This window comes from Streptomyces sp. NPDC052301 (assembly GCF_044593395.1).
Lineage (GTDB): Bacteria > Actinomycetota > Actinomycetes > Streptomycetales > Streptomycetaceae > Streptomyces.
Genome location: NZ_JBIUBE010000002.1, coordinates 44279 through 56542, shown reverse-complemented (window position 1 = coordinate 56542; position 12264 = coordinate 44279). Strand labels below are relative to the sequence as shown.

The following is a 12264-nucleotide window of genomic DNA, read 5'->3' as shown; positions in this document are numbered from 1 at the left end:
GCCCACCGGAGCGGCCCGTTCCGCGGGACGCGGCGCCGGATGACAGACTGACGCCATGGACGAACGCGTAATCGGCAGGTCGGGGCAGTGGGCGTCGGTGGTCGGTCTCGGCACGTGGCAGCTGGGTGCCGACTGGGGTGACGTGGACGACAAGGAGGCACTGTCCGTCCTGGAGGCGGCGGCCGAGGCGGGAGTCACCTTCTTCGACACGGCGGACGTGTACGGCGACGGGCGCAGCGAGGAGACCATCGCCTCCTTCCTGCGCGGCCGGCCCGATCTGCACGTGCTGGTCGCCACGAAGATGGGCCGCCGGGTCGAACAGATCCCGGAGAACTACGTCCTGGACAACTTCCGCGCATGGAACGACCGCTCCCGCCGCAACCTCGGCGTCGACCGCGTCGACCTGGTGCAGCTGCACTGCCCGCCCACCGCCGTCTACTCCTCCGACGCGGTGTTCGACGCCCTGGACACCCTGGTCGAGGAGGAGCGGATCGCGGCGTACGGGGTGAGCGTGGAGACCTGCGCACAGGCGCTGACCGCGATCGCCCGGCCGCACGTGGCCAGTGTGCAGATCATCCTCAACCCGTTCCGCATGAAGCCCCTGCGCGAGGTGCTGCCCGCCGCCCGCGAGGCCGGCGTCGGCATCATCGCGCGCGTGCCGCTCGCCTCCGGGCTGCTGTCGGGCAAGTACACCAAGGACACGGTGTTCGCCGCCAACGACCACCGCACCTTCAACCGGCACGGCGAGGCCTTCGACCAGGGCGAGACCTTCTCCGGCGTGGACTACGAGGCGGGTCTCGCGGCGGCCGCCGAGTTCGCCGCGCTCGCTCCCGAGGGCTACACCCCGGCCCAGCTGGCGCTGCGCTGGATCATCGAACAGGACGGCGTCACCACGGTGATCCCCGGGGCGCGCAACCCGGAGCAGGCCCGGGCCAACGCGGCAGCCGCGAAGCTGCCGCCGCTGCCCGGGGAGACGCTCACCGCGATCCAGGACCTGTACGACCGCCGGATCAGGGAGCAGGTCGAACACCGGTGGTAGCGGTCACGGCGCACACCGTTTGAAGGCACGGGCGGGCGGTTACACGCACCGCATGACGCAGGAAGGACCGCGCAGAGGGCGGAACGAGACCGAGGAGGAGCGGGCCGACCGGATGTGGGTCGAGCTCATCCAGGAGGTCCGGGTGGCCCAGACGGGTGTGCAGATCCTGTTCGGCTTCCTGCTGACCGTCGTCTTCCAGCCGAAGTACGTCACGCTGCCCGACACCGACCACGTCATCTACATCGTCACCGTCGTCCTGGGCGCCTGTGCGACCGGCGCCCTCATCGGACCGGTGTCCCTGCACCGCCTGGTCGCCGGGCGCCGGGTCAAGCCGCAGGCGGTCCGGCTGGCGTCCTGGATGACGTTCGTCGGGCTGGTGCTGCTGCTCGCGACGATGACGTCCTCCCTGGTGCTCATCCTCCGGGTGGCCACCCATGGCAGCGCGACGGCCTGGCTGGCGGCGGCCGTCGTCGCCTGGTACCTGGTCTGCTGGTACGGCCTGCCCCTGTGGGCCCGCCGCAGGCACAGCACCCGGCCTGGCGACTAGACGCGCCCGCGGCGGCCGGCCGGCCGGGCACCCTCCAGCGCGGCGAGCTGACGGTCATGGACCCGGCTGAGCAGGAGCACGCCGAGCACGGCGCCGATCAGGGCACAGAACATGTCCCACTGGGTGTCCCACACATCGCCCTGGGTGGCGAGGAACGCGTCCGCGCCGTGGCCGCCGATCTCCGCCGCCAGCCACTCCAGCAGTTCGAAGCAGGCGCTGAAGGCTAGGCACACGCACACGGTGAGCGGCGCCAGCCAGCGGCTGCCGCGCAGCGGTGAGGTGCGGCTGAGCAGTTCCCGGACCAGCACGGCCGGGACGAAGCCCTGCATCAGATGACCGAAGCGGTCGTAGGGATTGCGGGACAGGCCGAAGACGTCCCTCACCCAGTCGCCCACCGGGACCTGTGCGTACGTGTAGTGGCCGCCGACCGCGAGCACCAGCGCGTGCACGGTGAGCAGCCCGCACAGCAGTCCCGTGAGCGGGAAGCGCCGCCACGTCAGCACAGCCAGGGGCAGCCCGGCCAGCGCCCACACCGTCTCCAGGAACCAGGTGGTGCGGTCGCGGGCGCCCCACGCCGAGGCGGCCAGCCCGACGGCCACCACACCGGCGAACACGGCGGGCGGCACACGGCGCGGCGCGGGGCGCAGGGCGGGGTGCACTGCGGTCACGGCGGGGCTCCTTGCCTCGAGGTGTCGTGGAGGCCCATCGTGCTGCCCGCCCGGGGGAGCGGGCATGAGTACGGCTACTCAGCCCCGGAGAGGATCTCCGCCAGCAACTCGTCGACAGGGACGCGCTCCTGGCCCGGCGCGACGATCCGGTGCGTCTCGCGCAGGAACGCGGCGATCGCGGGCGCCCACGCGAACACCACCGCGTGGTGCCTGCCGCCGTCCGGCCGGACGTCCCCGAGGAACTCCATGCGCAGCTCGTGCCACATGCCGGTCGCCGCCGGACGCAGTCGTACGTCCCCGAGGCCGACCGGCTCGACCAGGCCGTCGGAGAGCATCTCCCGGTCCAGCCGCCACCGGGCCAGCACATGGCCGTCGTGACCGAAGACGGCGGTGACGGCGAACGGGTCGTCCGCGTCGTAGCTCAGATGCACGAGCACGGGACACCGGTCGGTGTCTCCCGCTCGGAGCTCGACCACCAGCGTCGTGTGCACGAACGAGTTCACGCGAGGGCCTCCCGGAAAACGGCGTAGGGCCCTCTAGTACCCCGAGAACGCCCGGGATGCTCACCCGTGCGGCTGATTCCCGCCGGCTCCGCGCAGCGCGGCCAGACAGGTGCCGATGGCCTGCTGGAGCTCCTCGAGCCGCTGGACCATGTCGTCCTCGTAGAAGTCCTGCGCGTCGTCGAAGGTCAGCTCCTCGAACGCCCGGGTCGCCTTGTGCAGGCTGTTGTAGAACCTGGTCCGCCGCTCCTGCACGCGCAAGGACGGGTCGGCCTCGACCGCCTCGACGACGAGCGACTTCATGGTGTCGTAGGCCTCGGTGGCCCACTCGCCGGTGTCCTCGCCCTCGTCCAGCTCGTCGATCAGCGACAGATGCCGCTCGGCCTCCTCACGCAGCTCGGCGGGGGCTTCGACGGTCTGCCCCGCGGGGGTCCTGATCTGCCCGGACTCGGCGATCTGACGGACGTAGCCGATCCGGTCGGCGGCCCGGCTCTCGGTGGCCACGGCCTTCTTCAGCTCGTCGGTGCGGACGACGTCTCGGGCCAGCTCCGCCTGCAGGTCCGGGTCCTGGCCGAGCCGGTCCAGCAGGGCGGCGCGGGCCGCACGGGCGGTGGAGGGGTCGGCGAGGATCGCGGCGCGCAGGGCGGTCGGGTTCTCGGCGACCTCCAGGGCCTTGGTGGGGCGGATGCCCTCGGCCTCGGCGGCCTCGGCGATCGCGGTTCCGCGCTCGGAGGTCGCGCTGTTGCGGGAGACGTAGTAGCTCAGCCACACGTCCGCGTCCGGGAGGTCCACCTGCTGTCCCGGCTCCAGGACCTCGAAGTGCGGCACGAGCCCGTCGTCGGCGGCCCGGTCCCAGGCCTTGTAGTAGCGCATGACCCGCTCCGGGGAGCAGCCGGCCAGCTGCGCGAACTCCTTCGCCGAGACCTTCGGGGTCTCGGCCGCGGCCTGGCCTCCCGGCCGCACGCTGCGGGCCACCATCAGCGCGAAGGCCCAGCCCCCGGTGCGTGCGTACACGCCGAATTCCCGGGCGTCGCGCGCCACGAGGTCGGACAGCGGCGGCACCGTGGGGGCGGACGACTCGGACGGCTCGATGACCACGGTCACGGATGGCTCTCCTGCACAGACGGCTCGAGGGACCGCGCCCGGGGCCGGGCGCGGACAGGACAGCCTATATCGGTCCATTGGCCGTCTTTGCCGGGCCCGCTCCCGGGCCCGGCACCCGCAGGGTCCGTCTCCCGGATCCCTCTCCGAACGGCCGGGGCGGGTCAGCCGAACGCCTCCCGCAGCGCGGGCAGCAGGGTCTTCCCCGACCAGTCCAGGAACTCCGGCTGCGAGTCCCCGCCGATCTGCACCAGGGCGACCTCCCCGAACCCGGCCTCGGCGTAGGGCCGTACGGCCTCCACGAAGGCGTCCGGGTCGTCGCCGCACGGGATCGCGGAGGCGACGTCGTCCGGGGTCACGAACTGGGTGGCGGCCTCGAAGGAGTCCGGGTGCGGCAGTTCGGCGTTCACCTTCCAGCCGAGCCCGAACCAGCGGAACTGGGAGTGGGCCCGTTTGACCGCCGTGTCCCGGTCGGGGTCGTAGCACACCGGAAGCTGGCCGACCCGGGGCTTGCCGTTCCCGCCGTGCCGGTCGAAGGCCTCCAGCAGGCCCGCCTTCGGCTCGGTCGCGATCACCAGGTCGGCGTGGTGCCCGGCGAGCTTGCAGGACTGCTCGCCGGAGACGGCGATGCCGATCGGCGGCGGCTGGTCCGGCAGGTCCCACAGCCGGGCGGACTCCACGTCGAAGTGCCGGCCGTGGTGGGTGACGTGGCCGCCCGCGAACAGCGCGCGGATGACCTGCACGGCTTCCTCGAGCATCTCGTGGCGCACGTCCACCGGCGGCCAGCCGCCGCCCACGACGTGCTCGTTGAGGTTTTCGCCCGCGCCGAGCCCGAGGCGGAACCTGCCCTCGGACAGCAGCTGCACGGTGGCCGCCTTCTGCGCCACGATCGCCGGGTGGTAGCGGACGATCGGGCAGGTCACGTACGTCATCAGCGGAATCCGCGAGGTGGCCTGGGCAGCGGCGCCCAGCACGCTCCACGCGTACGAGGAGTGCCCCTGTGCCCGTAGCCACGGAAAGTAGTGGTCCGAGATCACCGAGAAGTCGAACCCGGACTTCTCGGCCTGCACCAGGTGGTCCACCAGGTCCCGGGGGCCTGTCTGCTCGGTCATCATCGTGTATCCGATTTGCACCATACGGGGCGAGTCCCCGGGGCGGCGGACCGAAAACGGCCGACGGGGTCCGGGTCAGTCCTTCGGCGCCCGGAAGGTCCGCAGGAAGGTTTGCAGTGCCAGCCGGTCGGCGGAGTCGTCCCACTCCCCGGCCGGGGTGGTGAAGCGCAGCGAGAAGCCGTGCCCGCCGTCCAGCAGGAATCCGCGCCCGAAGGTGTGCACCCGGGCGTCCCCCGTTCCGGCGAGCCACTCCAGGTCGGCGGCCCGGTGTCCCTGGTAGGTGGTGGCCCGGACGGTACCGAGCCGGCGGTAGCCGGGCAGCCGCTGCAGGGACGGCTCGACGTCCTGCTGCCAGACGGCGACCGGGTCGTCCGGGCCGACGTGTTCGCTGTGGGTGACGGCGAGGGTGGGGGAGGCGCCGTCCGTGCCGAAGGTGACGCGGTAGGCGTCGCTCGCCCGCGACGTGGTCAGCCGCTTCCAGCCCTCCGGCAGCGCGACGGAGAAGCCCTCGGGGGCGGTGTAGCGGTGGTATCCGGCCGGCAGGGCGGCCGGGGCGCTCGGGGTGGGGCTGGGCCTGGCGGTGCCGCCGGTGTGCCCGTCGGTGGAGGTGGAGGTGGCGGAGGCGGAGGCGGAGGCGGCCGGGCGGGCCGGTGCGTCGGCGGTAGTGGTGCTCAGCAGGTGGGTCGCGAGCAGGGCGGCGGCGACGGTGAGCACGGTCAGCGCGGTACCCGCGGCCAGGACCCGGTTGCTTCGCCCGCGCCCGGCATGCCGGACGCCGGCGTACGCCCCGCGCAACCGGGGCACGGGGGCCGGCTGCCGGTCAGCGTCGGTGTCCTCCCGCAGGGCGCGGGTCAGCGCCTCGCGGACCACGGGCCGGGTCAGCCGCTCGCGGGAGTTCTTCCGCAGCAGCCCCTGCACGGCCTGGGTGAGCGGCCCCGTGCGCAACGGGGTGCGCAGCGGCAGCCGGTCCACGGCCTTCAGAGTGGCGTCGGGCCGCCCGCGGTCCCGGAACGGCGGCCGGCCCTCGACCGTCGTGTACAGCAGCGCGCCGAGCGCCCACAGATCGGCGGCCGGGCCGATGCGCTCGTCGCGGGCCTGCTCCGGGGAGGCGTACGACGGTGCGGTGAGCCGCGGCACGAGGGTCGCGCCCGCCAGCCCGAACCCGGTGACGACGACCGGTCCGCCGTCGCGTACGAAGACCTGGCCGGGGCTCAGCTCGCCATGGGTGATGCCCTCGTCGTGCGCGGCACCGAGCACGTCGAGCAGTTCCAGGCCGAGCCGGGCCGCCCGCACCGGGTTGAACGTGCCCTCCTGGTCCAGGAGGCGGCACAGGGGCGTGCCGTCGATCCACTCGGTGACCGTCCACAGCGTGCCCCCCTCGACCACGGCGTCGACGACCGTGGCGACCTGCCCGGGGCGCAGCAGCCGCATGGTCTCGGAGGTCCGGACGACACGGGCCGTGACGAGGCGCGCGGTGTCCTCGGCGGTGGGTTCCGGCAGGACGGTCTGCGCGATCAGCCGGGGCTGCTCCACGGTGACGTCCTCGGCGTACCACCACAGGCGGTTCGTCTCGCGGGCGAAGACCTCCAGCAGCCGGTACCGCCCGGCGACCAGCTCGTGTGCGGAGACGTGCGCCTTGACCATGGTCATCCTTCGCTGGAACCCCTGCCTGGTGTTTCCCTGAGGTACGCGGGGCGCGCGGGGGAGCGTTCAAAGGAACCGTGACTCGGGCGCCGTTCCTGCCTTTCGTTCAACCAGTGGAAAGGGCTTGTGAGTTGGGGATGGATGCTCCCGGAGGGGTTCGACCTGTGGGTAACCGACGGTAAAGGGCCGCCTGCGGCCCTGCCTCACAGCAGTCCGAAGTCCGCGGCCCAGCCCGTCAGTTCCCGTGGTGTCGTATTGCCCCCGCACACCACGAGTCCGAGGCGGGCGCCGTCGCCGACCCGGGCCAGCACCTGCCGGGCGGCCGGGAGCAGACAGCCCGCGGCCGGCTCGGCCCACACCTTGGCGTGCTCGGCCAGCTCCAGGCAGCCCTGCACGGCGTCCCGGTCGGGGACCACCAGGACCTCCTCGACCAGCGCGTCGACATGCTCGTACGTCAGCCGCGACACGGAGGGCGCGCTGAGCGTGGTGACCAGCGACGACAGCGGTACCGGCACCGGGCCGCCCGCCTTCAGCGCGCCCGACATGGCCTCCGCGCCCCCGGTCTCCACGCCCCACACCCGCACCCCCGGCCGCAGGGCGTGCAGAGCCGTTGCGACGCCGGCGATCAGCCCGCCGCCCCCGATGCTGACGAGCACGTCCGTGACGTCACCGGCGTCCTCGGCGAGCTCCAGTCCCACGGTGCCCTGTCCGGCGATCACGACCGGGTCGTCGAACGGGTGGACAAGGGTCAGCCCCTCGTCCCTCAGCCGCGTCACCAGCTGGAACGCGCTGTCCATGTCGTCGGTCAGCCGCACCGACGCTCCGGCCTCCTCGGCGAGCGCGAGGGAGCGCGCGGGCGCGGTCCGGGGCATCACCACGGTCGCCTTCACATCCAGGGCCGCCGCCGTCACCGCGAGGGCGATGCCGTGGTTGCCGCCGCTGACCGCGACCACGCCCGCCGCCCGCTCGGCCTCGCTGAGCGACAGCAGCTTCGCCGTGGCCCCGCGGGCCTTGAACGAGCCGGTGCGCTGCAGCAGTTCGAGCTTGGCGGTGACCGGGACGCCGAACCGCGCGGTCAGGCCGGGGCTCGGGACGGTCGGCGTGCGCACGACGTGTCCGGCGATCCGTGCCGCGGCGGCTTCGATGTCCGTGATGCCGATCAAGGTGCTTCACCCCTCCGGCGCGGGGAGTCGAAAACCGCGCCGCTCGCACCTTCACCCGCCGGGACACGGGAGGTCAACGCCGTTTCGGAGCGTGGCTACAGCTCACGGTCCACCAGGAAGTCCAGCAGCCGCAGCAGTTCCCCGCCGGCTCCCTCGGCCAGGGGCGCGCCCGCGAGCAGCGCCCGCGCGGCGGCCGTGTGCGTCCGGGCCTCGGCGAGCGCAGCCGTACGGCCCCCGGCCGCCTCGATCAGCGCCGCGGCCTCCGCGCGCCGGCCCGGCGAGTCGAGCAGCGCGGGCAGCTCGCGGGCCGCCGCCGGGTCGCCGAGCGCGACCAGCACCGGGAACGTCTTCTTGCCCTCCCGGAGGTCGCCGCCGACCGGCTTGCCGGTGACCGCCGGATCGCCCCAGATGCCCAGCACGTCGTCGACCAGCTGGAAGGCGACGCCGAGATGGCGCCCGGCCCGGTCCAGCGCGTCGACCGTGCGTGCGGGCGCCCCGCCGAGCACGGCCCCCAACGCGGCGGCACAGCCGAGCAGCGCCCCGGTCTTGCCCTCGGCCATCGCCCGGTACTCCTGCGGCGTCACCCGCTCGGGTCCACCGCACGGCCGGGAGGTGAACAGCAGGTCGTCGGCCTGTCCGCGCACCAGGTCGGCGAGGGCCGCCGACAGCAGCCGGACCGCGCCGGGGCCCTGCGGCACGGCGGCGAGGGTCTCCACGGCCAACGCGAACAGGGCGTCCCCGGCGAGCACCGCCGGGCCGGTGCCGTACGCCTTCCACACGGCCGGGCGGCGGCGCCGGGTCGCGTCTTCGTCCATGATGTCGTCGTGCAGCAGCGAGAAGGCGTGCACCAGCTCCACCGCGACGGCGGCCGGGATCCCGGCCCGTCCGTCGGCGCCCGCCGCCTCGGCGCCGAGCACGGCCAGCGCCTGCCGTACGCCCTTGCCGCCCGGCGCGGCGGCCGGTGCTCCGCCGACCTCGCACCAGCCGAAGGAATAGGCGGCCATCTCGGCCACCCACGGGTGCAGCCGCCCCACCGCCTCCTCCAGCGCGGGCCGTACCGACTCACGGCAGCGGGCCAGGACTTCGGGAGCGGAGAGCGGCGCCCGCACCGGCGCCGGGAGCGCGGTCATCGCACGGCCTCCGGGTGCACACCGAACTCCTCCTGGGCCCGGGCCACCATCTCCCGCGCGTGCTTCAGTCCGCTGCGCTCCAACGTCTTTGCCAGATCCTCCAGTTCGGCCGCCGTCTCGGCCCGGTCCCGGCCCAGCCGGGCCAGCGACTTGGCCAGACCGAGCCGGGACAGCGCCTCGCCGCGCGGCTCGCTCATCGTGCGGAACTCCCGCAACGCCAGCTCGTACAGTCCCCGGGCCTCGGCGTAGCGGCCCGCGCGGTACAGGACGTTGCCGCGCATCTTGTGGTTGTAGGCGAGCGCGCTGGAGAGGTCCATCGCACGGCAGCCGGCCTCCGCCCGGGACAGCAGCTCCAGGGCCCGCTCGGTGTCCTGGTCGCGCACCGAGAGGATGTCGGCGAGTCCGCGCAGCGCCCAGGCGTGCCCGCGCCGGTCCTCGGCCCGCTCGGCTATCTCCGCCGCCTCCTCGAACAGCGCGTACGCCGTGTCGTAGTCCCCGGTGTTGCGGTGCATCTGCGCGATGCCCTCCAGGGCCCACACCGTGTGCCGGGCCTCCCCGCGCCTGCGGGCCTCGGCGAGCAGCTGTTCGTGCAGCCGGCCGACCGCCGCGTAGTCGCCCTGGATCCGGCCGGTCTCCGCGAGGCCCGCCAGCGAGTAGCCGCGGACGACGATGTCACCGCCCCGCTCGCCGAACTCGGCCGCGAGGCCCAGCAGGCGCCAGGCCAGCGGGAACGCACCCCGCTGCCGGGCCAGGGTGCCGCCGCTCCACAGCGCCCAGGCCATGGCTGCGGTGTCACCGGCCTCCCGGGCGGCGCGGTAACTCGCCTTCCAGGCCCGGTCGGCCTCCTGGACATGGCCGAGCCTGCGGTGCGCCTCGGCGACGGCGAGCCCGCAGCGGGCCGCCTCACCGGGGCTCCCGGATCGCTCGGCCTCGCGCAGCCGCTCGGTGCCCTCGGCCAGCACGTCGACCAGCGAGGAGTTCACGGACAGGGTGGTCAGGGAGCCCTGGTACTCCGGGGCGAAAGCCTTGCCGTACATGCGTACCCTTCTATACACGGAGCGTATACATGTGGCGTATACATGACGTGTATAGCGTCTTGGAAACACGCCCTGGCCCGAGGGGCCAGGGCTCGGTCTGTTGTCGATCAAGACGCGGGTACGGCGACCCGGGTTGCCCGCGCGGCGCGGATCAGCGTGTGAAGATTCAGTGCTGCTGGTTCTTCTGCGGGGTCAGCTCGCTCGGCCGCACCACGACGTACCCCTCGCCCTGCAGCATCAGCTGGACGGCCTCGCCGGAACCGCCGCGCAGCATCGAGCCGATGGACTGGGAGCGGTGCAGCGAGGTCTGCAGACGCGCGGTCCAGCCGACCACCGCGTCCGTGTCGACGTACACCGGGGCCTGCGGCGACACCGGTATGACCAGCGGGTTGCCCTCGCAGACCAGGCCGAGCCGGCCGTGCCCGCTGAACACGCTGTTGAACAGGCCGCCGCCCGCGATGCCGGACCCCTTCACGGTCTTGATCTCGTACGACAGCGAGGCGTCGAAACACAGGACGTTGCGGCCGTTGACGGTGAACTGGTCGCCGGCCTCGACCTCCACGACGAAGCAGTTCTGCGCCTCGTGCGCGAACCAGGCCTCGCCCTGCCCGCGCACCACCATGAGGGGCAGCCCCTCCCCGGTGACCGCGCGCTTGAGCATCCCGCCGACGCCCTGCCCCTTGCGCTCGAACGCCAGGTTCCCGCGATAGGCGACCATCGCGCCCTGGCGAGCGTACATCTCGCTGTCGACCGTGTACTTGATGCACTTGGCGTTCTCGACGGACATGCCCGGCTCCACGGCCGGCTGCACCATGTGCTGACTTGAGAAAAGATCACCCTTCATGTGGGGCATGGTGTCCCGGAGGATGTCGTTCCGCCAAGATCACGGACAGTGCCCGGTCAGCCACCGAACAGCTGCGCCCAGTACGTGCCCGCCCTGCCGCCGCCCGTGAAGCCGATGCCGAGGTGGCTGAACTCCCGCTTGAGGATGTTGGCGCGGTGACCGGGGCTGCGCATCCAGCCGTCCACGACCTCGGCGGGGGAGCGCCCGCCGCAGGCGATGTTCTCGCCGACCGTGCGCCTGCGGGAGCCCGCGGCGGCGGCCCGGTCCCACGGCTGGCAGCCGTCGGGGGAGGTGTGGTCGTAGAAGTCGCGGGCCACCATGTCCGCGCAGTGTGCCTGCGCGGCCGCCGTGAGCAGCGGGTCGAGCGCCAGCGGGCGCAGCCCGGCCCGGCCGCGCTCTGCGTTGGTGAGCGCGACGACCTCGGCGGTCGTGCGCGACAGCTCCGCCGGGGTGAGCGGACTGGCCCACAGCGCGGTCCAGTAGTGGTCGCCCGCGTCGGCGTGTCCCAGTGCTGCATGGCGGAACGCGGGGTCGAGCAGGGTGGCCCGGGCCCGGTCCGACCGCAGGCAGTGGTCCACGAACTCGGCGTGGCCGCGCGGACCGGAGACGAGGTGCTCGCCGACGGTGACGTACGCGTATCCGGCGGCCGTGATCCGCTGGTGCACGGAGGTGCCGTCCCGCCCCTCGCCGGTCGGCCGGCCCACCTCGGCCATGGCCCGGGCATGGTCCCGCGCGGCGGACAGCAGCCGCCGGTCGAGGGCGACGGGAGGGCAGCCGACGCGGGCGCGGGCGGAGTTGACCAGGGCGAGGAAGGCGTCGGGGGTGGTGCGGCCGGTGTCGGCGGGAGGAGTGGCCGTCAGGACGGGTGGTGCGGCGGGGACGCCCGTCCGGCCGGAGGGACGGGGAAGTGGGGGCCTGCGGCGGGGGCCCGAGGGAGGTGCGGGCGTGCGGCCGGGGGCCGCGGTCGTCGTCCGTCCGCCGCCGTCGGCGACCCGTACGCCGAAGTCCCGGGCCAGTCCGGCCAGCCCGTCGGCGTACCCCTGCCCGATCGCCCGCAGCTTCCAGCCGGTATCCGGACGCAGGTACAGCTCGGCCAGGAGCAGCACCGTCTCCGGGCCGGGGTGCGGTGGTGCGAACCGGGCCACCGTGCGCCCCGCGTGGTCGGCGACCTCGAGCCGGGGAACGGGCAGCCGGCCGAGCGGAGTGCCGGGCGCGGCCGCGCTGACCGCGACCGTGACCCGGCAGGCGCCGGGGCGCAGCCGGGCGGGATCGACGGCCAGGGTGTCCGCGCGCAGCCGGACGCCGGGCGCCTCCGGCTGGTTGTAGAACACGAAGTCGGCGTCGGAGCCCACCTTGCCGTCCGCACCGACGACCAGGGCGGACACATCGAACGCCCCGGGCACCCGCAACCGCACCGCGCCGCCCGGCAGGGCGACATTGCCCCCGGGAACCAGCTCGCTCGTCACGCCATGGACGACG

Annotated in this window: 12 protein-coding genes; 2 read left to right on the top strand and 10 right to left on the bottom strand. The window is 73.6% G+C overall.

The window, feature by feature from the left end:
* The first annotated feature begins 55 nt into the window (after window positions 1-55).
* Both ACIHEJ_RS03880 and ACIHEJ_RS03875 read left to right on the top strand, forming a co-directional pair.
* The gene (locus ACIHEJ_RS03880; protein ID WP_400131923.1) at window positions 56-1039 is read left to right on the top strand and encodes an aldo/keto reductase; all 984 of its coding nucleotides are present in this window, start codon (window positions 56-58) and stop codon (window positions 1037-1039) included.
* Window positions 1040-1091: 52 nt separating this feature from the next.
* A complete protein-coding gene (locus tag ACIHEJ_RS03875; RefSeq protein ID WP_400131921.1) occupies window positions 1092-1586 on the top strand; it encodes a DUF6328 family protein in 495 nt (164 codons plus the stop codon).
* Here ACIHEJ_RS03875 and ACIHEJ_RS03870 read toward each other — a convergent pair.
* The 10 genes from ACIHEJ_RS03870 to ACIHEJ_RS03825 form a co-directional block, all read right to left on the bottom strand.
* Window positions 1583-2212, bottom strand: coding sequence for a DUF2238 domain-containing protein (locus ACIHEJ_RS03870; RefSeq protein WP_400132831.1), 630 nt, complete (start codon window positions 2210-2212; stop codon window positions 1583-1585). The two genes, ACIHEJ_RS03875 and ACIHEJ_RS03870, sit on opposite strands and share 4 nt — an antisense overlap.
* Before the next feature lie 116 nt (window positions 2213-2328).
* Window positions 2329-2757, bottom strand: a complete 429-nt coding sequence (locus ACIHEJ_RS03865; protein ID WP_400131919.1) for an SsgA family sporulation/cell division regulator — start codon at window positions 2755-2757, stop codon at window positions 2329-2331.
* A gap of 60 nt (window positions 2758-2817) precedes the next feature.
* Entirely contained in the window at window positions 2818-3858 is a 1041-nt protein-coding gene (locus tag ACIHEJ_RS03860; protein WP_400131917.1) for a hypothetical protein, read from the bottom strand.
* 161 nt (window positions 3859-4019) lie between these two features.
* Entirely contained in the window at window positions 4020-4991 is a 972-nt protein-coding gene (locus tag ACIHEJ_RS03855; RefSeq protein ID WP_400131915.1) for an LLM class F420-dependent oxidoreductase, read from the bottom strand.
* Window positions 4992-5042: 51 nt separating this feature from the next.
* Window positions 5043-6617, bottom strand: a complete 1575-nt coding sequence (locus ACIHEJ_RS03850) for a serine/threonine protein kinase (RefSeq protein ID WP_400131913.1) — start codon at window positions 6615-6617, stop codon at window positions 5043-5045.
* A 197-nt stretch (window positions 6618-6814) separates the two neighbouring features.
* Window positions 6815-7774 carry a threonine/serine dehydratase gene (locus ACIHEJ_RS03845; protein ID WP_400131911.1) on the bottom strand — a complete coding sequence of 320 codons (960 nt, stop codon included), beginning with the start codon at window positions 7772-7774 and terminating at the stop codon, window positions 6815-6817.
* Window positions 7775-7869: 95 nt separating this feature from the next.
* Window positions 7870-8904 (bottom strand): polyprenyl synthetase family protein, encoded by a 1035-nt coding sequence (locus tag ACIHEJ_RS03840; protein WP_400131908.1) that lies wholly within the window; start codon window positions 8902-8904, stop codon window positions 7870-7872.
* Window positions 8901-9941 carry a tetratricopeptide repeat protein gene (locus ACIHEJ_RS03835; RefSeq protein ID WP_400131906.1) on the bottom strand — a complete coding sequence of 347 codons (1041 nt, stop codon included), beginning with the start codon at window positions 9939-9941 and terminating at the stop codon, window positions 8901-8903. The genes ACIHEJ_RS03840 and ACIHEJ_RS03835 overlap by 4 nt, the downstream gene beginning before the upstream one ends.
* Window positions 9942-10107: 166 nt before the next feature.
* A complete protein-coding gene (locus ACIHEJ_RS03830; protein WP_400131904.1) occupies window positions 10108-10785 on the bottom strand; it encodes an AIM24 family protein in 678 nt (225 codons plus the stop codon).
* Window positions 10786-10841: 56 nt separating this feature from the next.
* Window positions 10842-12251, bottom strand: coding sequence for a CAP domain-containing protein (locus tag ACIHEJ_RS03825; protein WP_400131903.1), 1410 nt, complete (start codon window positions 12249-12251; stop codon window positions 10842-10844).
* Window positions 12252-12264: the final 13 nt, after the last annotated feature.